This is a genomic window from Sphingomonas phyllosphaerae FA2, from assembly GCF_000427645.1.
GTDB classification, from domain to species: Bacteria; Pseudomonadota; Alphaproteobacteria; order Sphingomonadales; family Sphingomonadaceae; genus Sphingomonas; species Sphingomonas phyllosphaerae.
This window is the reverse complement of sequence record NZ_KE386571.1, coordinates 2,791,699-2,817,470: the sequence shown is the minus strand read 5'-3', so window position 1 is coordinate 2,817,470 and position 25,772 is coordinate 2,791,699. Positions and strand designations below refer to the sequence as shown.

General features: G+C 67.8%; 25 protein-coding genes. 23 read left to right on the top strand and 2 right to left on the bottom strand.

Annotated elements, in window-relative coordinates; translation table 11 throughout:
- The 12 genes from SPHPH_RS0113665 to SPHPH_RS21815 all read left to right on the top strand — a co-directional run bounded on the left by SPHPH_RS0113665 (position 1) and on the right by SPHPH_RS21815 (position 8,534).
- Positions 1–729, top strand: a complete 729-nt coding sequence (locus SPHPH_RS0113665) for a lysophospholipid acyltransferase family protein (protein ID WP_028967192.1) — start codon at positions 1–3, stop codon at positions 727–729.
- Between the two features lie 124 nt (positions 730–853).
- A complete protein-coding gene (locus SPHPH_RS0113660; protein ID WP_028967191.1) occupies positions 854–1,570 on the top strand; it encodes a hypothetical protein in 717 nt (238 codons plus the stop codon).
- A gap of 45 nt (positions 1,571–1,615) precedes the next feature.
- Positions 1,616–2,050: a c-type cytochrome gene (locus SPHPH_RS0113655; RefSeq protein ID WP_037488595.1), complete on the top strand. Its 435-nt coding sequence runs from the start codon at positions 1,616–1,618 to the stop codon at positions 2,048–2,050.
- A gap of 45 nt (positions 2,051–2,095) precedes the next feature.
- The gene (miaB, locus tag SPHPH_RS0113650; RefSeq protein WP_081668635.1) at positions 2,096–3,445 is read left to right on the top strand and encodes a tRNA (N6-isopentenyl adenosine(37)-C2)-methylthiotransferase MiaB; all 1,350 of its coding nucleotides are present in this window, start codon (positions 2,096–2,098) and stop codon (positions 3,443–3,445) included.
- Positions 3,446–3,620: 175 nt separating this feature from the next.
- Positions 3,621–4,619 carry a PhoH family protein gene (locus SPHPH_RS0113645; protein WP_028967188.1) on the top strand — a complete coding sequence of 333 codons (999 nt, stop codon included), beginning with the start codon at positions 3,621–3,623 and terminating at the stop codon, positions 4,617–4,619.
- Positions 4,620–4,667: 48 nt separating this feature from the next.
- A complete protein-coding gene (locus tag SPHPH_RS0113640; RefSeq protein WP_028967187.1) occupies positions 4,668–4,916 on the top strand; it encodes a type II toxin-antitoxin system VapB family antitoxin in 249 nt (82 codons plus the stop codon).
- A complete protein-coding gene (locus tag SPHPH_RS0113635; RefSeq protein WP_028967186.1) occupies positions 4,913–5,311 on the top strand; it encodes a type II toxin-antitoxin system VapC family toxin in 399 nt (132 codons plus the stop codon). The genes SPHPH_RS0113640 and SPHPH_RS0113635 overlap by 4 nt, the downstream gene beginning before the upstream one ends.
- A gap of 1 nt (position 5,312) precedes the next feature.
- A complete protein-coding gene (ybeY, locus tag SPHPH_RS0113630) occupies positions 5,313–5,822 on the top strand; it encodes an rRNA maturation RNase YbeY (RefSeq protein WP_028967185.1) in 510 nt (169 codons plus the stop codon).
- A gap of 11 nt (positions 5,823–5,833) precedes the next feature.
- Positions 5,834–6,748: a hemolysin family protein gene (locus SPHPH_RS0113625; protein WP_028967184.1), complete on the top strand. Its 915-nt coding sequence runs from the start codon at positions 5,834–5,836 to the stop codon at positions 6,746–6,748.
- Positions 6,749–6,865: 117 nt separating this feature from the next.
- Entirely contained in the window at positions 6,866–8,194 is a 1,329-nt protein-coding gene (locus tag SPHPH_RS0113620) for a PQQ-dependent sugar dehydrogenase (protein WP_028967183.1), read from the top strand.
- Positions 8,195–8,268: 74 nt separating this feature from the next.
- Positions 8,269–8,382: a GIY-YIG nuclease family protein gene (locus SPHPH_RS21790; RefSeq protein WP_420329292.1), complete on the top strand. Its 114-nt coding sequence runs from the start codon at positions 8,269–8,271 to the stop codon at positions 8,380–8,382.
- A gap of 32 nt (positions 8,383–8,414) precedes the next feature.
- Positions 8,415–8,534, top strand: coding sequence for a GIY-YIG nuclease family protein (locus SPHPH_RS21815; protein ID WP_475297018.1), 120 nt, complete (start codon positions 8,415–8,417; stop codon positions 8,532–8,534).
- A gap of 159 nt (positions 8,535–8,693) precedes the next feature.
- Here the strand turns inward: SPHPH_RS21815 and SPHPH_RS0113610 are convergent, their stop codons facing one another.
- Entirely contained in the window at positions 8,694–10,478 is a 1,785-nt protein-coding gene (locus tag SPHPH_RS0113610; RefSeq protein WP_028967182.1) for an AMP-dependent synthetase/ligase, read from the bottom strand.
- Positions 10,479–10,592: 114 nt separating this feature from the next.
- Between SPHPH_RS0113610 and ggt the strand changes: the two genes are divergently transcribed.
- A complete protein-coding gene (gene ggt, locus SPHPH_RS0113605; RefSeq protein WP_051273018.1) occupies positions 10,593–12,347 on the top strand; it encodes a gamma-glutamyltransferase in 1,755 nt (584 codons plus the stop codon).
- 111 nt (positions 12,348–12,458) lie between these two features.
- Here the strand turns inward: ggt and SPHPH_RS0113600 are convergent, their stop codons facing one another.
- Positions 12,459–13,484 carry a quinone-dependent dihydroorotate dehydrogenase gene (locus tag SPHPH_RS0113600; protein WP_028967180.1) on the bottom strand — a complete coding sequence of 342 codons (1,026 nt, stop codon included), beginning with the start codon at positions 13,482–13,484 and terminating at the stop codon, positions 12,459–12,461.
- Between the two features lie 278 nt (positions 13,485–13,762).
- Here SPHPH_RS0113600 and SPHPH_RS0113595 point away from each other — a divergent pair, with 278 nt between their 5' ends.
- The 10 genes from SPHPH_RS0113595 (at position 13,763) to glgB (ending at position 25,749) form a co-directional block, all read left to right on the top strand.
- Complete coding sequence (locus SPHPH_RS0113595; RefSeq protein WP_028967179.1) at positions 13,763–14,209, top strand: SUF system Fe-S cluster assembly regulator; 447 nt, start codon at positions 13,763–13,765, stop codon at positions 14,207–14,209.
- Between the two features lie 2 nt (positions 14,210–14,211).
- Positions 14,212–15,675: a Fe-S cluster assembly protein SufB gene (sufB, locus tag SPHPH_RS0113590; RefSeq protein ID WP_028967178.1), complete on the top strand. Its 1,464-nt coding sequence runs from the start codon at positions 14,212–14,214 to the stop codon at positions 15,673–15,675.
- A gap of 78 nt (positions 15,676–15,753) precedes the next feature.
- On the top strand, positions 15,754–16,497 hold the full coding sequence (gene sufC / locus SPHPH_RS0113585) for a Fe-S cluster assembly ATPase SufC (RefSeq protein ID WP_028967177.1): 744 nt from the start codon (positions 15,754–15,756) through the stop codon (positions 16,495–16,497).
- 193 nt (positions 16,498–16,690) lie between these two features.
- The gene (locus SPHPH_RS0113580; RefSeq protein WP_028967176.1) at positions 16,691–17,755 is read left to right on the top strand and encodes a SufD family Fe-S cluster assembly protein; all 1,065 of its coding nucleotides are present in this window, start codon (positions 16,691–16,693) and stop codon (positions 17,753–17,755) included.
- Between the two features lie 127 nt (positions 17,756–17,882).
- A complete protein-coding gene (locus SPHPH_RS0113575) occupies positions 17,883–19,088 on the top strand; it encodes an aminotransferase class V-fold PLP-dependent enzyme (RefSeq protein WP_028967175.1) in 1,206 nt (401 codons plus the stop codon).
- Positions 19,085–19,546: an SUF system Fe-S cluster assembly protein gene (locus SPHPH_RS0113570; RefSeq protein WP_028967174.1), complete on the top strand. Its 462-nt coding sequence runs from the start codon at positions 19,085–19,087 to the stop codon at positions 19,544–19,546. Before SPHPH_RS0113575 ends, SPHPH_RS0113570 begins: the two co-directional genes overlap by 4 nt.
- Positions 19,546–19,899 carry a HesB/IscA family protein gene (locus SPHPH_RS0113565; RefSeq protein WP_028967173.1) on the top strand — a complete coding sequence of 118 codons (354 nt, stop codon included), beginning with the start codon at positions 19,546–19,548 and terminating at the stop codon, positions 19,897–19,899. Before SPHPH_RS0113570 ends, SPHPH_RS0113565 begins: the two co-directional genes overlap by 1 nt.
- 392 nt (positions 19,900–20,291) lie before the next feature.
- A complete protein-coding gene (locus SPHPH_RS0113560; RefSeq protein ID WP_238303099.1) occupies positions 20,292–21,128 on the top strand; it encodes a YihY/virulence factor BrkB family protein in 837 nt (278 codons plus the stop codon).
- Between the two features lie 47 nt (positions 21,129–21,175).
- On the top strand, positions 21,176–23,581 hold the full coding sequence (locus tag SPHPH_RS0113555) for a glycogen/starch/alpha-glucan phosphorylase (protein ID WP_028967171.1): 2,406 nt from the start codon (positions 21,176–21,178) through the stop codon (positions 23,579–23,581).
- The gene (gene glgB, locus SPHPH_RS0113550) at positions 23,578–25,749 is read left to right on the top strand and encodes a 1,4-alpha-glucan branching protein GlgB (RefSeq protein ID WP_028967170.1); all 2,172 of its coding nucleotides are present in this window, start codon (positions 23,578–23,580) and stop codon (positions 25,747–25,749) included. The genes SPHPH_RS0113555 and glgB overlap by 4 nt, the downstream gene beginning before the upstream one ends.
- Positions 25,750–25,772 lie beyond the last annotated feature (23 nt).

Genomic DNA, 25,772 nt, shown 5'->3' with positions numbered 1-25,772 from the left:
GTGCGGCTGAACGCGCGAGGCTGGGCACGGCTCGTCACGCTCATCGCGGCGCTGATCGTCGCGCTCGTCCTGCACGGGACGTGGCGACTGTTCCGGCTCCGCTCGCCGTGGCCGCGGCGTTTCCTCGGCTGGGTGGCGCGGATCGTCGGGGCGCGGGTGCGCGTGATCGGCACGCCGCTGCGCCGCGACGCGGTATTGCTTGCCAACCACGTAACCTGGATCGACATCCTCGCGCTGGCCGGGGCGAGCGGGGCGGCGTTCGTCGCCAAGGCCGAGCTGCGCGATGCGCCGCTGGTCGGCTGGCTGTGCACGCTCAACAACACGCTGTTCGTTCGACGCGGGGACCGGATGGGGATCGACGCGCAGGTCGCCGCACTCCGCGACCAGCTCGCCGGGCCGCAGCCGATCGCGATCTTCCCCGAGGGCACGACCGGCGACGGCGTGACACTGGGGCCGTTCAAGGCCGGGCTGCTCGCCGCGCTCGCCCCGCCGCCGCCCGGCGTGCGCGTCCAGCCGGTGCGGATCGACTATGGCGCGGCGACCCCAGACGTGGCGTGGGTCGGCGCCGAGGACGGCGCGGACCATGCCAGACGCGTCCTCAACCGCCGCGGCACGTTCGCGGTGACGTTGCACTTCCTCGCGCCGTTCGTGCCCGCAGGTGACCGCAAGGCGATCGCCGCCGAAGCTCGCGCACGCATTCTCGCCCGTAGCGGAGAAGCGCGCAAATGACGGACGCCGTTCGATTTAGCTGCGAAGGCGTCTGCTAAAATCTCCAATTTGGTTTGAACTGACCCAAAGTGGTGCTGCCAATTCGCACTTTCCCCGTTTGAACGCCAAACAGGGGAGAAGCTTGATGAAGACAACGAAGATCATCATGGCGGGCATGGCATTATCGTGTTGTTCCGCCGCCCAGGCCCAAGATATGCCGTCAGCGGGTTCTTGCGAGCTACACATCTGGCCGTCCGACGATCACGATGGCGCGCAACGCGGCTTGCTTACGGGGTTCGGTTTGATCGGTGCCGCTGCCGATGTGTCAATGCACGACGGAAAGAACCGGACCATCAAAGCGTCGCTGCGGGACTATTTGTCTCCAGAGGCGCAAATCGAGGAACTACGCGCTGCTGACGCTGCCCGCGCACTCGGCTTGCCGGACTATCGGATCGTCGTCGAGCAACCGATCTCCTCCAAAGAAGCGGCAAAGGCGGATCCGTCGCTCAAGCAACGTCGCGACGCAATGAAAGCGTCGCTCAATGGCTCCGGTCGATTGAGCGATGCGGCGGCGCCTTGTTACGCCGAGTTGATCGGCACCCGTATCTATTACCAGAAGGACCCGATCTACGGCAGTCAGTTGTACACTGGCTGGACCCTGCGCGATTTCGGTCGGAATGGCGCGACAAGGCCAGTGGTTTCGAAAGGGCAGGTGAAGAATTCGGCCCGTGATTTCCCGCCGAAAACCCCCGACATGGTCGCTGCCGCGCAGTCCGGGCTCCGCGAAGCCTATCGTAAAGGCTTTCTGGAGTGGGTGCAGAAGAAGCAGGACAAACCTCTGTCCCAGACGGCGTCACGCTAAACCGGTGACGCTGGAACATGCGCTGCGGCTCGGTTAGCACGGGTCATGGTTCGAGTTGAGCGATTGTTCGGGTTCCTTGGCTTCGCGCTTGCCGCCTGTTCGCGCGACGATAGCGCCGAGCGGCGCGCGCGGCTCGGGCCGAACCCGACCTTCGCGCAGTTCATGCAGGTCGCCGATGCACAGGAAGGCGCGCGCCGCTTCGGGCAATGCGCCGCCTGCCATTCGATCGCGGCGGGCGGGGCGGATCGCAACGGACCGAACCTGCACGGCGTCTATGGCGCGCCGATCGCGCAGAACCGCCCGCGCTTCGGCTATACTGATGCGCTTCAGGCGCAACGTGGCGTGTGGGACGACCAGCGGCTAAACGCCTGGCTCACCGATCCGCGCGACAATGTGCCGGGCACGACGATGACGTTCGCCGGCGTCCATGATCCGCTCGCGCGCGCCGATCTGATCGCCTATCTCAAGACGCAGCGCTGAGCGGCGCGCTGGCCAGCCTGACCCGTTTCCGCTAAGGCGCGCGGCATGTCCGTGCCCGCCAAGACTCCGCCCCAGAAGACTTCGCCGAAAACCTTCCACGTCAAATCGTTCGGTTGCCAGATGAACGTCTATGATGGCGAGCGGATGGCCGAATTGATGGCGGCGGAGGGGATGGTCGCCACCGACGATGCCCATACCGCCGATCTCGTCGTGCTCAACACCTGCCACATCCGCGAGAAGGCGACCGAGAAGGTCTACTCGGACATCGGCCGCGTCCGCAAGGTCGCGGGCGCGGAGGGCCGCACGCCGATGATCGCGGTCGCTGGCTGCGTCGCGCAGGCCGAGGGCGAGGAGATCGTCCGCCGCGCCAAGGTCGACGTCGTGGTCGGCCCGCAGGCGTACCACAATCTGCCGAAGCTGGTGGCGGATGCGGTCAGCGGCACCGCCGCGCTCGACACCGACATGCCGCTCGCCTCCAAGTTCGCGGCGCTCCCGGCGCGGCGGAAGGTCGCACCCGGCGCGTTCCTGACCGTGCAGGAAGGCTGCGACAAATTCTGCACCTATTGCGTCGTCCCTTATACGCGCGGGGCGGAGATTAGCCGTCCGTTCGCGGCGATCGTCGACGAGGCGAAGGCGCTGGTCGATGCTGGCGCGCGCGAGATCACGTTGCTCGGGCAGAACGTCAACGCCTGGACCGATGGGGACGGGCGGGGGCTCCACGACCTGATCCGCGCGCTCGACCGCATCCACGGGCTGGCGCGAATTCGCTACACGACCAGCCATCCCAATGACATGGCGCAGGGATTGATCGACGCGCACCGCGATGTCGAGAGCCTCATGCCGTTCCTCCATCTGCCGGTCCAGGCGGGCAGCGACCGCGTGCTGCGCGCGATGAACCGCCAACACACCCGTGACGGCTACCTGCGGCTGCTCGACCGCATCCGCGCCGCGCGCCCCGACATCGCGCTGTCGGGCGACTTCATCGTCGGCTTCCCCGGCGAGACCGAGGCCGAGTTCGCCGAGACGCTCAGCCTCGTCGACGCGGTCGGCTATGCGCAGGCGTACAGCTTCAAATACTCGCCGCGCCCCGGCACCCCGGCCGCGACGCTTGGCGAGCAGATCGCCGCCGAGGTCATGGACGAGCGCCTCCAGCGCTTGCAGGCGGCGCTCAACCGCGATCAGGCCGCGTTCAACGCCGCCTCGGTCGGTCGGGAGTGCAGCGTGCTGATCGAGCGCCGCGGCAAGCGCGACGGGCAATGGCTTGGCAAGTCGCCGTGGCTGCAATCGGTCCACGTCGTCGGCCCACACGCGATCGGTGACGTGCTCGACGTGACGCTGACGCAGGCCGGCCCGCTATCGCTGACCGGCGAGGTGCGTGCGCTGGCGGCGGCGTAACCCTGCGTCCCCCCCAGACCAGGTCCGGGGGTGACGAACATCATGACGATTCCACCTTCCCCCTGCGGGCATCGCCTGCCACATTCGCCTGCGATGCCATTGTGCCGTCACGCGCTGCACCTATCTCGCCCCTTGCGGCGATCTGCCGCGTGTCGCCCATCGCCACAGGAGCCGCATGAGCCGTAAACCCGTCCCCGCCCAGGCGGGCGAGCGTTCGCGCGTCGAGGTCGTCTTCGACCGCCCGCAATTGCTGAGCCGGCTGTTCGGCCAGTACGACCAGCATCTGGTGGCGCTGGAGAACCGGCTGGGGGTCTATATCACCGCGCGCGGCAACCGCGTTGGGCTGGAGGGGACCGCCGAGCAGGTGGCGCTGGCGCGCGACGTGCTCCACGATCTCTATGCCCGCATCCAGCGCGGCGAGGAGGTCGACACCGGCCTCGTCGACGCGTCGATCGCGATGGCGGCCGAGCCGGTGCTCGACGGGATCATCTCGGCCGAGCGCAGCCCGACCCCGTCGGTGATGATCCGCACGCGCAAGAAGACGATCGTCCCGCGCACGCCCGCACAGGCGCATTACATGCGCGAGCTGACCACCCACGACATGATCTTCGCGCTGGGGCCGGCGGGCACCGGCAAGACCTATATCGCGGTCGCGCAGGCGGTGGCGCAGCTGATTTCGGGCAGCGTCCAGCGGCTGATCCTGTCGCGTCCTGCGGTCGAGGCGGGCGAGCGGCTCGGCTTCCTGCCCGGCGACATGAAGGAGAAGGTCGATCCCTATCTCCGCCCGCTCTACGACGCGCTCTACGACTGCCTGCCCGCCGAGCAGGTCGAGCGGCGGATCGCGAGCGGCGAGATCGAAATCGCGCCGATCGCCTTCATGCGCGGACGGACGCTCGGCGACGCGTTCGTGATCCTCGACGAGGCGCAGAACACCACGCCGGCGCAAATGAAGATGTTCCTGACCCGCTTTGGGCAGAACAGCCGGATGGTGATCTGCGGCGATCCCAATCAGACCGATCTTCCCGGCGGCGTCGGTGCGAGCGGGCTCGCCGATGCTACGACGCGGCTGGAGGGGGTGGAAGGCATCTCGCTGTGCCGCTTCACCGCCGCCGACGTGGTGCGCCATCCGATCGTCGGGCGGATCGTCGAGGCGTATGAGGGGGTGTCTGGTTGACGCGGTGGTATATCCTTCATAGCTTACCGGGATATTCTGGAGCGCGAGATGGCATCGCTGTACATCAAGGATGAGGAAGCGAATGCGCTGGCCGCCCGGCTGGCCAATCGTCGCGGCATTTCCAAGACGATGGCCGTGAAGCTGGCGCTCCAGCATGAACTGGCGCGCGACGAGGTGCATATCCCGCTCCGCGAGCGGCTGGCGGCGTGGCGCAAGACCCAGCCGCTCGGCGAACCGACCGGACTCGTAGCAGATAAGGCTTTTTACGACTCGCTCAGCGACGAGGACGGCGATTGACCATCTTCGTCGATGCGTCGGCGATCGTTGCGATCATCGCGGGCGAACCGGAGGCGGACGATTTCGCCGACGCGATCGAAGAGCACAACGATCGTTGCTATTGTGCCGTCGGGGCGTGGGAGGCGGCGCACGCAGTGGCACGCGTCCGGAAGATCGACCTGATGACCGCTGCCGCGATCGTCACCGACTTCGCGCACCAGGCCGGGCTGCGGCTGGTGCCCGTCGACGACGCAGAGCGCAGCATCGCGATCGACGCTGCTGCGCGTTATGGCAAGCTGTCGAAACATCCCGCCAAGCTCAACATGGGTGATTGCTTCGCCTATGCCTGCGCGAAGACCAACGATGCCATATTGCTCTACAAGGGCGACGACTTCTCCCAGACGGACCTCGGCTGACATGATCCACATCGAACTCACCCGCGAAGACCCGTGGTCCGACATCGACTGGGAGGCGCGCGCGCTCGCCGCCGCGCGCGCCGCGATCGCGCGGACGCCCTATGGCGACCTCATCACCACCCCCGCGCATGTCGAGATCAGCGTCCGCCTCGCCACCGACGACGAGGTGCAGGGGCTCAACCGCCAGTACCGGCAGAAGGACAAGCCGACCAACGTCCTGTCCTTCCCGATGGTGCAGGCCGACCTGATCGACACCGTCAGCCAGAACAGCGACGACGGCGAGGTGCTGCTCGGCGACATCGTCCTCGCGCACGGCGTCTGCGAACGCGAGGCGGCGGAGCGGAACATCACGCCCGCGGATCATTTCACGCATCTGGTGGTGCATGGCTGCCTGCATCTGCTAGGCTATGATCACATGACCGACGACGAGGGTGACGCGATGGAGCAGATCGAGCGCGACGCCCTGGCCGATCTGGGCATCGCCGACCCCTATCTGATTCGCGAGGATTGAACACCACGGCCATGGCCGACGACCGAAGTAGCGCCGCGAACGGCGGCGAGCACCATGAAGGCGGGCTGTGGACCGGCCTGCGCAACATGATCTTCGGCGAGCCGCGCGAGGCGACCTTGCGCGAATTGCTGGAGAAGGCGATCGACCGTTACGAGGAAGATCCCGCGCCCGAGATCAAGGGCGACCTGACTCAGCTCGAGCGGCAGATGGTCCGCAACCTGCTGCATTTCAGCGAGCGCGACGCCGGCGATGTCGGCGTGCCGCGCGCCGACGTGATCGCGGTCGAGGAAGCGACGACCTTCGATCATCTGGTGCACGTCTTCCACGAAGCCGGGGTCAGCCGCCTGCCGGTCTATCGCGGCAATCTCGACCATGTCGTCGGGATGGTGCACCTCAAGGACGTGTTCGCGATCCTCGCGGCGGGCGGCGAACGCCCGACCGACATCCACGCGTTGATCCGCCAGCCGCTCTACGTCCCCATGAGCCGCGGCACGCTCGACCTGCTCGCCGACATGCGCCAGTCGCGCAGCCATCTCGCGATCGTGCTCGACGAATATTCGGGCACCGAGGGGCTGGTGACGATCGAGGACCTGATCGAGGAGATCGTCGGCGAGATCGAGGACGAGCATGACGACGCCCCCGAGGTGCTGCTCGTGCCGCTCGACGGCGGCGCATGGGATGTCGATGCGCGCGTCGAGCTGGAGGACGTCGGCACCACCGTCGACGCGCGGCTGGCCGAGGCGGAAAGCGACGTCGATACGATCGGCGGGCTCACCGCGGTGCTCGCCGGGCACGTGCCCGAGGCGGGGACGTGCATCGACCATCCCAGCGGCTGGCGAATCGAGGTGACCGACGCCGACGAACGCCGCATCAACCGCCTGCGCCTCCACCCGCCGGTGCCGGTGCCCGAGGGGGTCGACGAATAACCCCCGTCGTCCCGGACTTGATCCGGGGCCCCGCTTCTTCTTTTCGCCGACGCAGCCTAAGGCACGCCGACAACGAACCCGGTAGCGTCCCCCGGCCTGCGCGCCTACATTCGCGTCATGCGCAAACACGTCCTCGCCGTCATCGGCCTGCTGATCGCCCTCGGCGTCGCGATCTTCCTCTATCTGTCGTGGCCTGACACCGCCCGCCGCGACGTGGCGGCGGTGACCGGCGCCCGCCCTGACATCACCCCGCCGCGCGAACAGGTGCTCCCCACCGTCAAGACCGCCGACCCGATCGGCTGGAAGGCCGGCGAGGCGCCGACCGCCGCCGCCGGGCTCAAGACCGCCGCGTTCGCGACGGGGCTCGATCATCCGCGCTGGCTCTACCGCCTGCCCAACGGCGACGTGCTGGTCGCCGAAACCAATTCGCCGCCGCGCTCGGGCGGCGGGATCAAGGGTTGGGTGATGCGTCACCTGCTCGGCAAGGTCGGCGCGGGCGTGCCGTCCGCCAACCGTATCACGCTGCTGCGCGACGCGAACGGCGATGGCGTCGCGGAGGTGAAGACCCCGTTCCTCACCGGGCTCAATTCGCCCTCGGGCATGGCGCTGCTGAACGGCCAGCTCTATATCGCCAACACCGACGCGCTGGTCCGCGTACCCTATCGCGACGGCGAAACGAAGATCACCGCCCGCCCCGAGACGGTCGTCCGCTATCCCGGCGGCGGCAATCACTGGTCGCGCAATGTGATCGTCGCCGAGGACGGCAAGACGCTCTACGTCTCGGTCGGCTCGGCCACCAACGTCGCCGAGGACGGGCTAGACGCCGAGCACGACCGCGCCGCGATCCTGCAGGTCTATCCCGACAACAAGAAATACCGCGTCTTCGCCGCCGGCATCCGCAACGCCAACGGCATGGCGCTGGTGCCCGGCACCAACCGGTTGTGGTCCGTCGTCAACGAGCGCGACATGCTCGGCTCCGACCTCGTCCCCGACTATCTGACCGCGGTCGAACTCGGCGACAACTTCGGTTGGCCGTGGTATTACTGGGGCGGCTATATCGACACGCGCGTCGAGCCGAAGAACCCGCAATTGCAGCAATATGTGAAGCGTCCCGATTATGCGCTGGGCCCGCACGTCGCCGCGCTCGGGCTGACCTTCGCGGCGGACGCCAGGCTCGGCGACCGCTTCGCGCGCGGGGCGTTCATCGGCGAGCATGGCTCGTGGAACCGCAAGCCGCTGTCGGGTTACAAGGTGGTCTTCGTGCCCTTCGACGCGAACGGTTGGCCGGTGAAGGGCGCCAAGCCCGTCGACGTGCTGACCGGCTTCCTCAACAAGGACGACGAGGCGCACGGCCGCCCGGTCGGCGTCATCACCGACAAGGCGGGCGCGCTGCTGGTCGCGGACGACGTCGGCAACACGATCTGGCGGGTCAGCGCGGGCAACTGACCGTCGCCCCTGCGCAGGCAGGGGCCCATGTCTCTCTCCCGGAACGCTGCCGCCTGATGCCGTGGGTGTACATCATGACCGATGAACCCAGCGGCACGCTCTACACCGGTGTGACGGGCAACCTCGCGGCGCGCGTCCAGCAACACCGCGAGGGTAGGGTTCCGACTTCTGTCGCGAGCACGGCCTGACACGGCTTGTCTACGTTGAACATCACGACACGATGATCAACGCGATCGCCCGTGAGAAGGCGCTGAAGAAATGGAAGCGCGCGTGGAAGCTCAACCTGATCGGTAAGATGAACCCCGATTGGGAAGACCTGTGGGAAAAGATCAACATGTAACCCACCCACCGTCGCCCCTGCGAAGGCAGGGGCCCATGTCTGTCGCGTCACGCGGGACCGTTTAGACACACGATCGACCCATGTGTCCGAACCCGCACACGCCGACTGAACAGCCATAGGCCCCTGCCTCCGCAGGGGCGACGGCGCTAGGCTAAACCCTCACCCCGCCCCATAAAGCGCATCCAGCCGTTTCCCATACACCTGCCGCAACACATGCCGGCGGATCTTCAAACTCGGCGTCAGCTGCTCGTTCTCGATCGAGAACGGTGCGTCCGCCAAAATCCACCGACGCACCCGCTCGGTCACCGACAGCATCGCGTTCGTCCGATCCACCGCCGCCTGCACCGCAGACCGATACGCCGAATCCTCCGCCAGCACCGCGTCGCGCTTGCCGTGCGCCGCCGCCCATTCCGCGCTCCACTCGGCATCCGGCACCAGCACCGCCACCATATGCGGCTTGCGGTCGCCCGCGATCATCGCCTGCCCGATCTCGGGCTGGAGCGTCAGCAGCCCCTCGACCTTCTGCGGCGCGACATTCTCGCCCTTGTCGTTGATGATCAGGTCTTTCTTGCGATCGGTGATGCGGATGCGCCCGGCAGGATCGATCTCGCCGATATCGCCGGTGTGCAGCCACCCGTCCTTCAGCACCCGCGCGGTCTCAGCCTCGTTGCGCCAATAGCCGTGCATCACCAGCTCGCCCTTGACGAGAATCTCGCCATCCTCGGCGATCCTCACTTCGGTCGCATCCAGCGGCGGTCCGACCGAGTCCATCGTCACCCCGGCGCTGGGGCGGTTGCACGAGATCACCGGCGCCGCCTCGGTCTGGCCATAGCCCTGCAGGAAGGTGACCCCCAGCGACTGGAAGAACACCCCCACCTCCGGGGTCAGCGGCGCGCCGCCCGAGATCATCGCCTTCATCCGCCCGCCGAACTTGCGCGCGATCTTGGGCTTGAACAGCGTGTCGACCAACAACGCCTTGGGCCGGTCGGTAAGCCGCAGCCGCCCGGCATCGCGCTTCGCTCCGATATCCAGCGCGGCGGCGAGCAATTTGGCGGGCACGCCGCCCTGCCGCTCGATCGCCTTGCTGATCCGCGTGCGCAGCACCTCGAACAGCCGCGGCACGACGAACATGATCGTCGGCCGCACCTCCTCGATATTGGCGGCGAGCTTGTCGATCCCCTCGGCGTAATAGATCTGCCCGCCCATCCCGATCGGGAAGAACTGTCCGCCGGTATGTTCATAAGCGTGGCTGAGCGGCAGGAACGACAGGAACACCTCGTCGCCCCAGCCGAAATCCTCCGCGACCACCGCCGAGCAGCCCGCGACATTGTGCAGGATCGCGCCGTGATGCTGCATCACCCCGCGCGGCGCGCCGCCGGTGCCGCTGGTGTAGATGATGCACGCCAGATCGCCGCGCGCGAAATCGGCCTGCGCCGCGACGGTCGCCACGTCCGCGGGATGCCGGTCGATCAGCGTCCGCCAGTCGTGGACGTCGATCGCGGTCTGCCCCAGCCGCATCGCGTCGATCCCGATCAGCATCTGCGGCCGGATCGAGCGCAGGATCGCGGGCATCAACGCCTTGGCGAGCTTCGCGGTCGAGACGATCACCGCCTTTGCGCCCGAATTCTCGATGATATGCGCGTGGTCGCGCTCCGTATTGGTGGTATAGGTCGGCACGGTCACGCAGCCCGCGGCCATGATCGCCAGATCGGACAGGCACCATTCCGGGCGGTTCTCGCTGACCAGCATCACGCGGTCGCCGCGCTCCAGCCCGACCGCGCGAAGCCCGGTCGCCAGCCGAGCGACCGTCTCGGCGGCCTGTCGCCAGCTCGTCGACACCCATTTGCCGTCGCGCTTCTGCCACAGGAACGGCGCGTCGCCCTTCTCCGCGGCGCGGGTGAAGAACATCGTCACCAGATTGGGGAATGGTTCCAGCCGACGGATAATGATGCCGCTCCTCTCCTTGCGGGCGTGTCGCCCTTTCCCTTGCGTCATGCCAAGGATTTCCACGCCGCGCCAGCATGGACGCTGTCCCGGCGCGGGGCTATCGCCGGGCCGATGATCGATCCGAGAACCGCTCCCCTGTGCCGCCGCCTGATCCTGTTCGGGGCGACCTTGTTGCTCGGTGCGTGCGCCACGCCGCAGCGCGCGGTCGCGCCTTCGGCATCGACGGCCGCGCCGCACGCCGCGCAGATGTTCGTCGTCTCGGCCAACCCGCTCGCCACCGACGCTGGCATGGCGGTGCTGCGCCGCGGCGGCTCGGCGGCGGATGCGGCGGTGGCGGTGCAGGCGATGCTGTCGCTGGTCGAGCCGCAAAGCTCCGGCGTCGGGGGCGGGGCGTTCCTGACGTATTACGACGCCGCCGCACGGCAGGTCCGCATCTACGACGGGCGCGAAACCGCCCCGGCGGGTGCGACACCCGACATGTTCCTCGACGATAACGGCCAGCCGCTGCCCTTTGCGCAGGCGGTGCTCAGCGGCCGCGCGACCGGCGTGCCCGGCGCGGTGAAGATGCTGGCGATGGTGCAGGCCGAACATGGCCGGCTGCAGTGGAACGAGTTGTTCGGCGATGCCCGCCGTACCGCGAAGGACGGGTTCACCGTCTCGCCGCGGCTCGCGCGCTTTCTCGGGGGTAATTACGCCGAACTGGGCGCGCCCGACGTGCGCGCCTATTTCGCGCGGCCCGGCGGCGGGCTGCTGCACGCGGGCGACCGGCTCCGCAACCCCGCTTATGCCGCCTTCCTGACGCGGCTGGCCCAGCAAGGCCCCGACGCGCTCTACACCGGCGAAACCGCGCGGCGGATCGTCGCGCGCACCATGCAGGGGCCGCTCGCCGGCACGATGACGCTCGCCGATCTCGCCGCCTATCGCCCGGTGGTGCGCGAGCCGGTCTGCGCGCCGTACCGGGTGCTGCTGGTCTGCGCGCCGCCGCCGCCCGCCAGCGGGGTCGGGCTGCTCGAATTGCTCGGGCTGCTCGAGCGCACCGACATCGCGACGCGCGGGCCGAACGACCCGCAGGCATGGTTCCTGTTCGCCGAGGCGAGCCGGTTGATGTACGCCGACCGTGACCGCTACGTCGGCGATCCCGCGTTCGTCGACGTGCCGGTCGCCGGGCTGCTCGCCCCCGACTATCTCGCGAAGCGCGCGCAACTGATCGGCACCCGCGCCGGCCCGGCGCCCGCGCCCGGCACACCCGCCGGCGCGCCGGCCGCCGCCGCCGACCGCACGCTCGAGCCGACCGGCACCTCGCATTTCGTCATCGGCGATGCGGGCGGCAATGTCGTGTCGATCACCACCACGGTCGAATCGATCTTCGGCTCGGGCCGGATGGTCGACGGCTTCTTCCTCAACAACCAGATGACCGATTTCTCGTTCAGCCCGCGCGACGCCGCTGGCCGCCCCGCCGCCAATGCGGTCGCGGCGGGCAAGCGCCCGCGCTCGTCGATGACGCCGCTGGTGCTGCTCGACGGCGCGCGCGGCTTCGTCGGCGCGCTCGGCTCGGCGGGGGGCAATGCGATCCTCGCCTATGTCGGCAAGGCGGCGGTGGCGGCGATCGACTGGAAACTGCCGATGCAGGACGCATTGGCGCTGCCGAACCTGATCGCGAAGGGCGACGCCTATCAGGGCGAGGCGTCGCGCTTTCCCCCGGCGGTACGCGATGGACTGGCGGCGCGCGGCATCGTCGTGCGGCCCGGGCAGGGCGAGGATTCGGGCCTCCACGGCATCATCCTGCGCGACGGTCGCCTCGACGGCGGCTACGACCCGCGCCGCGAGGGCAAGGTCGCGATCGAGCCGGCGCCGGGGCGACCGTAAGAGGCGACACCCCCACTACTTCGTCGCCCCGGACTTGATCCGGGGCCCCGCTTCTTCCTGTCGACCGGGCAGAGAGCGGGATCCCGGATCAAGTCCGGGATGACGGGTCTGCTAGGCCCCTACCGCCTCCGCCACGCTCTTGAACCCGTCGCGCGCCAGGCACGTCGCCAGCTCGCTCACCACCCGCCGCGGCAACCCGGCACCTTCATACACCAGCGCCGAATATAGCTGCACCAGGCTCGCCCCCGCTCTGATCCGCGCATAAGCCTCCGCGCCGCTGTCGATTCCGCCGGCCGCGACCAGCGCGATCTGTCCGCCGGTCGCCGCGCGCACCTCAGCCAGCTTCGCCGCCGCCAGCGTGCGCAGCGGCGCGCCCGACAGCCCACCCGTCTCTCCGCCATGAACACTGCGCAGCGGCGGCCGCGAGATCGTCGTGTTGCCGATCACCAAAGCATCGACCCCGCGCGCGATCGCTGCCTTTGCGACGCCGTCGATCCCGCCTGCGTCGAGATCGGGCGCGATCTTCAGGAACAGCGGCGTCGCCCCGCGCTCCGCGACGCACGCCGCGAGCAATTCGTCGAGCGCCGTGCCTTCCTGAAGGTCGCGCAGCCCCGGCGTGTTGGGCGAGCTGATGTTGATCGTCACATAATCGGCGACCGGTGCCGCCGCGCGCACGCCCGCGACATAATCGGCGACGCGATCGGTCGCGTCCTTGTTCGCGCCGACGTTGATCCCCAGCACCCCGCCGCGCCGGTTCGCCGCCTTGGCGCGCGCGACGCCGTCCGTTAGTCCGCCGTTGTTGAACCCCATCCGGTTGATGACCGCGCGATCCTCGACCAGCCGGAACAGCCGCGGCTTCGGATTGCCCGCCTGCGCGCGCGGCGTCAGCGTCCCGACCTCGATCGACCCGAACCCCAGCGCCATCAGCCCGGTGATCGCGCGCGCATCCTTGTCGAGCCCCGCCGCCAGCCCGACCGGGTTGGGAAAGCGGACGCCCGCGACCGTCGTCTCCAGCCGCGGCATCGCGCCCGCCAGCGGCGCGCCGCTCCGCCCCCAGCCGCCGAGCGCGCGAATCGCCCAGACATGCGCGGTTTCGGGGTCGAGCGCATGCGCGAGGCGGGAGAGCAGATCGGCCATAAAGCGTCGTTTCGCCTTCCCGCGCGGGGAGATCAAGCGCGCAGCAATTGTAAGTTTTGCCGGACGCGGCGTCGCATCCATCCAATCTTTGCGGCCGAATCAGCGGCATAAGATCCCTGCGACCCGAAGGGCTTCCTCAGGGAAGTCTCTTTCCTGGAGGGCCCGGCAGCGATGCCGGGCCCTTTTTTTGATCCGCACGCAACGGTTGATTTCGCGCGCGCAAACGACCATCTGCCAATCGGAACAATTCGATCCGATTTGAGAGTGGTTCGCAACTGATGCGTCTTTCCAGCCTGACCGACTATGCCGTGGTGCTGCTCGGCGCCGCCGCGCGGCATTGCGGCGGGATGGCGCGGCAGAATGCGACCTCGCTCGCCGAGGAGACGGGCGTGCCGCTGCCGACCGCGCAGAAGCTGGTCAGCAAGCTGGCGGCGGCGGGGCTGATCGACAGCGCGCGCGGGCAGGGCGGCGGTTTCCGTCTGTCGCGCCCGCCGGCGTCGATCACGCTCGCCGACATCGTCGAGGCGGTCGAGGGGCCGATCGCGATGACCTCGTGCGTCGACGCCGAGAATCACGATTGCGCGATCGAGGGAAATTGCCGGGTGAAGCCGCACTGGGGTGCGGTCAACCGGGCGGTGCGCGGGGCGCTGGCGGGGATCACGCTGGCGCAACTCGCCGCAGACGCGCCGGCGACGGCGCAGCAGCAGATGAAGGTTGAGGCATAATCATGGCCACCAAGAACGCCGAGGCACACGCCGCCGTCGCCAAGAAGTACGAATGGGGCTTCGCGACCGATATCGAGCAGGACTTCGCGCCCAAGGGGCTGAACGAAGACACCGTCCGCTACATCTCGGCGAAGAAGAACGAGCCCGAATGGATGCTCGACTGGCGACTGAAGGCGTTTCGCGTCTGGCAGACGCTTGAGGCGCCCGACTGGGCGAAGCTCAACGTGCCGCCGATCGACTATCAGGATGCGTATTATTACGCCGAGCCGAAGGTGAAGAAGACGATCGCCTCGCTCGACGAGCTCGATCCCGAAATCCGCCGCACCTATGAGAAGCTCGGCATCCCGATCGCCGAGCAGGAAGTGCTGGCGGGCGTCGAGGGCGCGCGCAAGGTCGCGGTCGACGCGGTGTTCGACAGCGTCTCGGTCGCCACCACCTTCCGCGCCGAGCTGAAGGCGGCGGGGGTGATTTTTCTGTCGATCAGCGAGGCGATCCGCGAATATCCCGAGCTGGTGAAGAAGTGGCTCGGCAAGGTCGTCCCGCAGCGCGACAATTATTTCGCGACGCTCAACTCGGCGGTCTTCTCCGACGGAACGTTCGTCTATGTGCCGAAGGGCGTGCGCTGCCCGATGGAGCTGAGCACCTATTTCCGCATCAACGCCGAGAACACCGGCCAATTCGAACGCACGCTGATCGTCGCCGACGAGGGCGCGTATGTCTCCTATCTCGAAGGCTGCACCGCGCCGATGCGCGACGAGAACCAGCTCCACGCCGCGGTGGTCGAGCTGGTCGCGATGGACGATGCCGAGATCAAATATTCGACCGTCCAGAACTGGTACCCCGGCGACGAGAACGGCGTCGGCGGCATCTACAATTTCGTCACCAAGCGCGCGCTGTGTCAGGGCCGCAATAGCAAGGTCAGCTGGACGCAGGTCGAAACCGGCAGCGCGATCACCTGGAAGTATCCGTCGTGCGTGCTGGCCGGCGACGGCTCGGTCGGCGAATTCTATTCGGTGGCGGTCACGAACAACCGCCAGCAGGCCGACACCGGCACCAAGATGATCCACCTCGGCAAGAACACCAAGTCGACGATCGTGTCGAAGGGGATCAGCGCCGGGCGTTCGGACAACACCTATCGCGGGCTGGTGCGCGTGGCGGCGAGCGCGGAGAACGTCCGCAACTTCACGCAATGCGACTCGCTGCTGCTCAGCGACCAGTGCGGCGCACACACCGTGCCGTATATCGAGGTGAAGAACCCCAGCGCGCAGATCGAGCATGAGGCGACGACCAGCAAGATCAGCGAGGACCAATTGTTCTACGCGATGTCGCGCGGGCTGGATGCCGAGGCGGCGGTCGCGCTGATCGTCAACGGCTTCGCGCGCGAGGTGCTGCAACAACTCCCGATGGAGTTCGCGGTCGAGGCGCAGAAGCTGCTCGGGATCAGCCTTGAGGGTTCGGTAGGCTAATCCCTTCCGTCACCCCGGCGAAGGCCGGGGTCCAGTTACACCGGTCGGGACTGGATCCCGGCCTACGCCGGGATGACGATGTTAAAGATTGAAAACCTCCACGCCGAAATCGACGGCAAGGAAATCCTCAAGGGCCTGTCGCTCGAGGTGAACGCGGGCGAGATCCACGCGATCATGGGGCCGAACGGCGCGGGCAAGTCGACGCTCGGCTATGTCCTCGGCGGCCGCCCCGGCTACGAGGTGACCGAAGGCTCGATCACCTTCAACGGCGAAGACCTGCTGGAGAAGGAACCCCACGAGCGCGCCGCCGCCGGCGTGTTCCTAGGCTTCCAGTATCCGGTCGAGATCCCCGGCGTCTCGAACGTCCAGTTCCTGCGCGAATCGCTCAACGCGCAGCGCACCAGCCGCGGCGAGAAGCCGCTGTCGGGCGCCGAATTCCTCAAGCTCGCGCGCGCACAGGCCGACGCGCTCGGGCTCCAGCAGGACATGCTCAAGCGCCCGGTCAACGTCGGCTTCTCGGGCGGCGAGAAGAAGCGCAACGAGATGGTGCAGATGGGCATCATCGACCCCGCCTTCGCCATCCTCGACGAGACCGACTCGGGGCTCGACATCGACGCGCTGCGGATCGTCGGCGACGGCATCAACCGCATCATGCGCCAGCCGACCAAGGCGGTGCTGCTCATCACCCACTATCAGCGCCTGCTCGATTACGTGCAGCCCGACCGCGTCCACGTCCTCGCCGACGGCCGCATCACGCGCTCGGGTGGCCCGGAGCTGGCGCACGAGCTAGAGCGGCAGGGTTATGCCGAGGTGGCGGCGTGAAGTGGTTCGCGCAGAGCACGCCAAGGGCGCAGAGCGGTTCCGCGCGCGGCGGCGCGCTTGCATCGTCGCGGCTGGTAGTGATGAGAGCCGCTGACGCGGCAGCGCGGCACCACTCTGCGCCCTCTGCGTGCTCTGCGCGAACCACCCCGATCCGCGCCCTCACTGCGTCGCACGACATCCAAGGCCCCATCGCATGACCCTCGATCTCCCCTCCAACCGTGAGGAAGCGTGGCGCTGGGCGGATCTCGGCGGGATCGCCGCCGCCGCCGCGCTCACGCCGATCACGCGTCCGCAAGCGCAGTTCCTCGACCTGCCCGGCGCGAAATTGCTGTTCGTCGACGGCGTCCTCGATGACGCCGCCAGCGACCTCCACCGCGTCCGCGTCGGCGACCTCGCCCCCGGCGCGCACGCGCTCGGCAAGCGCGCCACGCGCGGCTGGTCGCTCCACCTCGATGCGCAGGCGGTCGCGCACCCGGTGCAGGTCGTGCATGTCGCGACCGGCGGCGACAACCACGTCGCCGCCGAGATCGTGCTCGACACCGACACCTCGGCGCAGGTCGTCGAGACGTTCGTCGGCGCGGGCTGGTCGAACCGCAACACCCGCATCCGGCTCGGCAAGGCGGCGCGGCTGATGCGCGCGGTCCGCATGACGCAGGGTGCGGGCTTCGTCACGCTCCGCGACGAGGCGGAGCTGGGCGAGGGCGCAAGCCTGATCGGCACGATGCTCGCGGCGGGCGATCAGGGCGTCCGCATCGACGCCGCGATCACGCTGGCGGGCGAGGGCGGCTATGCCGAGTACGGCGGCGCGCTGCTGACCCGCGACCGGCTCAAGCAGGAATGCGCGGTGCGGGTCCGCCACGCCGAGCCCAACGGCCAGTCGCATCAATTGTGGCGCGCGGTCGCCGCCGACCAGTCGCAGGCGAGCCTCGCCGCCGCGGTCGAGGTCGCGCGTCACGCGCAGAAGACCGACGGCGAGCAATCGTTGCGCGGGCTGCTCCTGCACCGCACCGCGACCGTCAACCTCAAGCCCGAGCTGGAGATCTTCGCCGACGACGTGAAGTGCGCGCACGGCGCGACGGTCGGTGAACTCGACGCGCGCGCGCTGTTCTACATGGAAAGCCGCGGCATCCCCGCACCGCGCGCCAAGGCGCTGCTGACCCGCGCCTTCGTCGCCGATGCGCTCGACCGGATCGGCGACGAGACGGTCCGCGACGCCTTCGCCGCCGATGCTGATGCATGGCTGGAGAGCGCGTTGTGATCTCCCCTCCCTGCAAGGGAGGGGCCGGGGGTGGGTGGCGTCCGGGAGATACGGTCGCCTCACCCCGTCGGAGCCGTAGCATGAGCACGCAACCCACCCCCAGCCCCTCCCTTGCAGGGAGGGGAGTATGACCACGCTCGACGCCCCGCTCGATCTGGTCACAGATTTTCCCGCGATCCCGGAGGGTTGGGCGTATCTCGACACCGCCGCGACCGCGCAGAAGCCGAAGCCCGTGATCGACGCGATCACCCGCGGCTACGACACCACCTACGCCACCGTCCACCGCGGCGTGTACCAGCGTTCGGCGGACATGACGCTGGCCTATGAGGCCGCGCGCGCCAACATCGCCGACCTGATCGGCGCGCCCGCGAACGAGATCGTGTTCGTGCGCGGCGCGACCGAGGCGATCAACCTCGTCGCGCAGTCATGGGCGGCACAGAATCTCAAGGCCGGCGACCGCATCCTGCTGTCGATGCTCGAGCATCACAGTAACATCGTGCCGTGGCAGATGGTCGCCGAGCGCGTCGGCGCCGCGATCGACGTGATCCCGCTCACGCACGATCATCGCATCGACCTCGACGCGATGGCGGCGATGATCCGCCCCGAACACAAGCTCGTCGCGCTGGCGCATGTCTCGAACGTGCTCGGCTCGATTCTCGACGTGGCGAAGGCCAGCGCGATCGCGCATGCGGTCGGTGCGAAGATCCTGATCGACGGCTGTCAGGCGGTGCCGCGCGTGCGCGTAGACGTCGCCGCGCTCGGCTGCGATTTCTACGTCTTCTCCGGGCACAAGCTCTACGGCCCGACTGGCATCGGCGTGCTGTGGGCGCGCGCCGAGCTGCTCGACGCGATGCCACCCTATCAGGGCGGCGGGTCGATGATCGACCGCGTCTCGTTCGAGCGCACCACCTACGCTCCCGCGCCGACGCGCTTCGAGGCGGGGACGCCGCATATCGTCGGCGCGCTCGGTCTGTCGGCGGCGGTCGATTACGTCCGCGCGATCGGACTCGACCGCATCCACGCGCACGAAACCGCGCTGGTGCGCGAAGCGCGTGCGGCGCTGTCGCACGTCAACTCGATCCGCGTGCTCGGGCCGGACGACAGCGCCGGGATCGTCTCCTTCGTGATGGAGGGGGTGCATCCGCACGACATCGGCACCATCTTGGACGAGAGCCGGGTCGCGATCCGCGCCGGGCATCATTGCGCCCAGCCGCTGATGGCGGCGCTGGGCGTCGAGGCGACCGCGCGCGCCAGCTTCGCGGTCTACAACGGCCCCGAGGACGTGGCGGCGCTGGCGGCCGGAATCGAGCGAGTGAAGAGGATTTTCGGATGAGCGACTCGGTGAGGAGCGAAACGGTCGAGGCGGTCGACAAGCCGCCGCGCGCGCAGGTGTCCGACGCAGTCGATACGGGGGCGGAACGGCAGCGCGACTATCTGTCGGGATTCCTTGCGCAGAAGCCGAGCGGGGAGGCCGCGCACGAACCCGGCGGCGCGCTGTACGAGGCGGTGATCGATGCGCTCAAGGACATTTTCGACCCCGAAATCCCGGTTAATATCTACGACCTCGGGCTGATCTACGGCGTCGACGTCACCGAGGACGGCCATGCCGCGGTGACGATGACGCTAACCACGCCGCACTGCCCGGTTGCTGAGTCGATGCCCGGCGAGGTCGAGATGCGCGTCGCCGCGGTGCCGGGCATTGCGTTTGCCGACGTCAACCTCGTCTGGGATCCGCCGTGGGACCCGCAGAAGATGTCCGACGACGCGCGGCTCGAACTGGGGATGTTGTGATGGCCACCACGCTCCGCGCGCGCCCCGCGCCGCTGCTGCTGACGCCGACCGCCGAGGCGCGCATCGCCGATCTGATGGCCAAGGCACCCGAGGGGGCGATCGGCGTCAAGCTGTCGACCCCGCGCCGCGGCTGTTCGGGGCTCGCCTATTCGGTCGATTACGTCACCCAGGCCACGCCGATGGACGAACGGATCGAGACGCCGGGCGGCACCCTGTTCGTCGACGGCGGGTCGATCCTGTATCTGATCGGCTCGACGATGAACTGGGTCGAGGACGATTTCACCGCCGGCTTCGTCTTCAACAACCCCAACGCCAAGGGCGCCTGCGGCTGCGGCGAGAGCTTCACGGTATAGCCGTCGCCCCTGCGTAGGCAGGGGCCCATGTCTGTGGAATGTCGAATAACATCTGACACATGGCACGGCGATCCTGTGTCAGGCCGACCGGCATACGATACGGCCATAGGCCCCTGCCTCCGCAGGGGCGACGGAGGCTGGGGCGGCGATCACGACCCTCATCTCCGTCATTCCCGCGAAGGCGGGAATCCAGACGCGCAGGCCTGTCGATAGAAGCGAAACGCCAGAGGTTCTGGATTCCCGCGTGCGCGGGACTGACGAAGGACAGACTAACCCAAAACAACCCGTCCACCGGGAGCCTACGCCGCGCCGCTGCGTTCGCCCCCGTAATGAACATCGATCTATCCTCGACCGATCTCTGGCGATCCTTCCGGCGTGACTGGTGGGGCCAGATGAAAGCCGCCTACGCCGCGTCGAACGACGACAATCTCGGGCTGATCGCGGCCGGTGCTGCCTTCTACATCATCTCGTCGATCGCCCCGATCCTGGCGGTGACGGTCTTCACCTACGGCCTGTTCGCCGATCCTTCGACGGTGCAGGAGGACATTCGGGCGCTGTTCGTCTCGCTCCCCGGCGATGTCGCGACGTTGATCGGGGAACAGCTCGATATCGTCACCTCCGGGTCGCAGGGACGCAAGGGCCTGGGATTGATCGTCGCGCTGCTGATCGCGCTCTACGGCGGCAGCAAGGCGGCGACCGCGATGATGACCGCGCTCAACGTCGCCTATGAGGTGAAGGAGAAGCGCAACTTCATCGTCTGGACACTGACCTCGTTCGCAATCGTGCTCGGCGGGATCGTGCTGATCTTTCTTGGCATCGCCGCCAGCGCGGTGGTGGCGTTAATCGGTACGCTGATCCCGTGGTTCCCGGGCATCGTCCTCGCGCTGATCCGCATTGCCACCTATGCGCTGCTCGCGACGATCGTCATCACCGGCGCGTCGCTGCTCTTCCGCTTCGGCCCGTACCGCCACGGCGCGCGACTCCGCTGGGCGACGCCGGGGACGGTGACCGCGACGCTCGTCTGGCTGCTCGCGACCACCGGTTTCAGCCTCTACGTCGCGAACTTCGGCAATTACGGCGCGACCTATGGGTCGCTCGGGGCGATCATCGTCGCGCTGACGTGGCTGTGGCTCAGCGTCTACGCCTTCCTGCTCGGCGCCGCGCTCGACGTGCAGGCGTATCGCGGCCGGTCGGCGGAAAGCGTTGCTGGGACACCGGCGACCGCCTAGGCATTGCACGTACGAACAAGGGGGTAGGGGTGATCGAGACCGAAACCGTGCAGCAGCGGGGTCCGCTGGCGCTCAATATCCTCGACACGCTGGTGCATCGCATCGGCAAGGACGAGCAGGCCGCGCGTCCGCATGACTGGCTGGCGGCGACGATCCTCACCGTCCGTAACGAGATCATCGAACGCTGGATGGTCTCCACGAAGGCCGCGCATGCCGCGGGGGCGAAGCGCGTCTATTATCTCAGCCTCGAATTCCTGATCGGACGACTGCTGCGCGACACGCTCGCTAATCTGTCGGCGCGCGAGGAGGTGGCGGCAGCGCTGCGCGAACTGGGCGTCGATCTCGCCGCGCTGGAGGAAATTGAGCCTGACGCCGCACTCGGCAACGGTGGCCTCGGCCGGCTGGCGGCGTGCTTCATGGAGAGCCTCGCCACGCTCGACCTGCCCGCCTACGGCTACGGCATCCGCTACGTGAACGGCATGTTCCGCCAGCGGATTGATGACGGCTGGCAGGTCGAACTGCCCGAGACGTGGCTGCAATACGGCAACCCGTGGGAATTCCGCCGCCGCGAAAGCGCGTACGTGATCGGCTTCGGCGGCGAGGTGCACGGCGACGAAAGCGGCGCGGTGACGTGGAAGCCGGGCGAAATCGTCGAGGCGATGGCGGTCGACACGCCGGTGGTCGGCTGGCGCGGGCGGCGCGTCAACACACTGCGGCTGTGGACCGCGCGCAGCCTCGATCCGTTCAAGCTCGACGCGTTCAACCAGGGCGATTTCGCGGGCGCAATGGCCGACCAGCTGCGCGCCGAAACCCTGGTGCGCGTCCTCTACCCCAATGATACGACCGCGGCGGGGCAGGAGCTGCGGCTGCGGCAGGAATATTTCTTCTCCTCCGCCTCGATCCAGGACATCGTCCGCCGCCACGTCCAGTATTTCGGCGACATCCGCACGCTGCCGACCCGCGCCGCGATCCAGCTCAACGACACGCATCCGGCGGTATCGGTCGCCGAGCTGATGCGGCTGCTGCTCGACGAGCACGGCCTCGCCTTCGACGAGGCGTGGGAGATCACGCAGGCGACGTTCGGCTACACCAACCACACGCTCTTGCCCGAGGCGCTGGAGAGCTGGCCGCTGCCGCTGTTCGAACGGCTGCTGCCGCGCCACATGCAATTGGTCTATGCGATCAACGCCCGATTGCTTCGCGCCGCGCGGCAAGCGGACGGGCTGGACGACCGCGCGATCGCCGCGATCAGCCTGATCGACGAGGGCGGCGAGCGGCGCGTCCGCATGGCCAATCTCGCCTTTGCCGGTTCGCACAGCGTCAACGGCGTGGCGGCGCTGCATACGGGCCTGATGAAGACGACGGTCTTCGCCGACCTCCATCACCTTTACCCCGAACGGATCAACAACAAGACCAACGGCATCACCCCGCGCCGCTGGTTGCAGGAATGCAATCCGGGGCTGACGTCGCTGATCCGCGAGGCGATCGGTGACGGCTTCATGGACGATGCGCAGCGGCTGACCGCACTCGCGCCGTTCGCCGAGGATGCGTCGTTCCGCGAACGCTTCGCGGCGGTGAAGCGCGCGAACAAGGCCGCACTATCGGACTATCTGCGCACCGAGATGGGCGTGCGGCTCGATCCGTCGGCGATCTTCGACGTGCAGATCAAGCGCATCCACGAATACAAGCGCCAGTTGCTCAACATCATCGAAACGGTGGCGCTCTACGATCAGATCCGCAGCCACCCGGAACGCGACTGGACGCCGCGCGTCAAGCTGTTCGCGGGCAAGGCGGCGTCGAGCTATCATCAGGCCAAGCTCATCATCAAGCTGGCCGGCGACGTCGCGCGGCGCGTCAACGCCGATCCGTCGATCGGCGGGCTGCTCAAGGTCGCGTTCGTCCCCAATTACAACGTCAGCCTCGCCGAGCGGATGGTGCCGGCCGCCGACCTGTCCGAGCAAATCTCGACCGCCGGCATGGAGGCATCGGGCACTGGCAACATGAAATTCGCGCTCAACGGCGCGCTGACGATCGGCACGCTCGACGGCGCGAACGTCGAGATTCGCGATCATGTCGGTGCCGACAATATCGTGATCTTCGGCCTGACCGCCGACGAGGTCGCGGCAAAGCGTGCCGGTGGCTACAACCCGCGTGAGGTCATCGAAAATTCGGCGGAACTCGCGCAGGCGGTGAACGCGATCGCGTCCGGTGTGTTTTCACCAGATGACCACGACCGCTACCGCGATCTCATGAACGGCCTGTACGACCATGACTGGTTCATGGTGGCGGCCGATTTCGACGCCTATGCCGCTGCGCAGCGCGACGTCGATGCGCGCTGGGCGGATCGTGACGGGTGGAGCCGCAGTGCGATCCGCAACGTCGCGAACATGGGCTGGTTCTCGTCGGATCGCACGATCGGCGAATATGCACACGAGATCTGGGGCGTGAAGTGAAGCCGCCCGCCGCCGCGATCGATGCGCTGCTGGACGGCACCAACGAGGATCCCTTTGCGCTGCTCGGCCCGCATCACGGGCCGGAGGGCACGTTCGCGCGCGTCTGGATACCGGGGGCGGATGTCGCGGTCGCGCATACACTGGCGGGCGAGGCGCTTGGGACGCTGACGCGGGTCGACGATCGCGGACTGTTCGAGGGGGTGATCGACGGCGATCCGCAACCGCTGCGCTATGTCGCGCAGGGCGGTGGCGCGGAATGGTGGGTGACCGACCCGTATAGTTTCGGCCCGGTGCTCGGGCCGACCGACGATTTCCTGATGAACGAAGGCACGCATTTCCGCCTTCACGACAAGATGGGCGCGCACCTGATCGTGCACGAGGGTGCGGAGGGCGTCCATTTCGCGGTCTGGGCGCCCAATGCCCGGCGCGTGGCGGTGGTCGGTGACTTCAACGACTGGGATCTGCGCCGCCACGGGATGCGCCGGCGCAGCGACACCGGCGTCTGGGAGCTGTTCCTGCCCGACATCGGCGCGGGCCGTGCCTATAAATATGCGATTACCGGTCCCGATGGCACGCTCCAGCCGCTCAAGGCCGATCCTTATGCCTTCGCCGCCGAGCTGCGCCCCAAGACCGCCTCGCTGACCACCGCGCCGATGCACCATGAATGGGGCGACGCCGCGCATCGCGAGGCTTGGGCGTCGGTCGATCCGCGTCGCGCGCCGATCAGCATCTACGAGGTCCATCCCGGCAGCTGGCAGCGCGACGAGAACGGCTGGTTCCTGACGTGGGACCAGTTGGCCGAACGCTTGATCCCGTATGCGGCGTCGATGGGCTTTACGCACATCGAGTTCATGCCGATCTCGGAGCATCCCTATGATCCGAGCTGGGGCTATCAGACCACCGGCCTCTATGCCCCCAGCGCGCGGTTCGGCGATCACGAGGGCTTCGCGCGCTTCGTCGACGGCGCGCATCGCGCCGGGATCGGCGTCCTGCTCGATTGGGTGCCGGCGCATTTCCCGACCGACGCGCATGGCCTGTCTCGCTTCGACGGCACCGCGCTGTACGAACATGAGGACCCGCGGCTCGGCTACCACCCCGACTGGAACACCGCGATCTACAATTTCGGGCGGCGCGAGGTGTCGGCGTTCCTCGTCAACAACGCGCTCTTCTGGGCCGAGCGCTATCATGTCGACGGCCTGCGCGTCGATGCGGTCGCCTCGATGCTGTACCGCGATTATTCGCGCAAGGATGGCGAGTGGATCGCCAATCGCGAGGGCGGGCGCGAGAATTGGGAGGCGGTCGACTTCATGCGCGCCGCCAATCGCGCGCTCTACGCCCGCGAGCCCGGCGTGTTCACCGTCGCCGAGGAATCGACCAGCTGGCCCGGCGTCTCCGCCCCCGCCTATGACGAGGCCCCGCGCACCGCGCTCGGCTTTGGGTTCAAGTGGAACATGGGCTGGATGCACGACACGCTGAAGTACATGGCGCGTGAGCCGGTCCACCGGAAGCATCACCACGACGCGATCACCTTCGGGCTGGTCTATGCCTTCGACGAGAATTTCGTGCTGCCGATCAGCCATGACGAGGTCGTGCACGGCAAGGGCTCGATGCTGACCAAGATGCCCGGCGACGATTGGCAGAAGTTCGCCAATCTCCGCACCTATTATGCGATGATGTGGGGCTATCCCGGCAAGAAGCTGCTGTTCATGGGGCAGGAGTTCGCGCAGCGCGCCGAATGGAGCGAGGAGCGGTCGCTCGACTGGGATCTGCTCCACTCGCACGCGCATGATGGCGTCCGAAAGCTGGTCCGCGATCTCAACCGCCTCTACCGCGAGAAGCGCGCGCTCCATGCCCGCGATTGCGAGCGCGACGGCTTCCGCTGGCTGGTGCGGGACGATGCCGCCAATTCGGTGTTCGTCTGGCTACGCTCGGCACCGGGCGCGGCACCGATCGCGGTGATCGTCAACATGACTCCGGTGGCGCGGATGCCGTATCGCGTCCCGCTGCCGCACGACGGCCGCTGGCGCGAGGTGCTCAATTCCGACGCGCACGATTACTGGGGCTCGGGGCTGGGCAATCTCGGTGGCGTGGTCGCGAGCGGCGGTCATGCGGAAGTGACGCTGCCGCCGCTGGCGACGGTGATGCTCGAATGGGAACCGGAGGCGTGACCCCGGTTCAGACGATCCGGCCG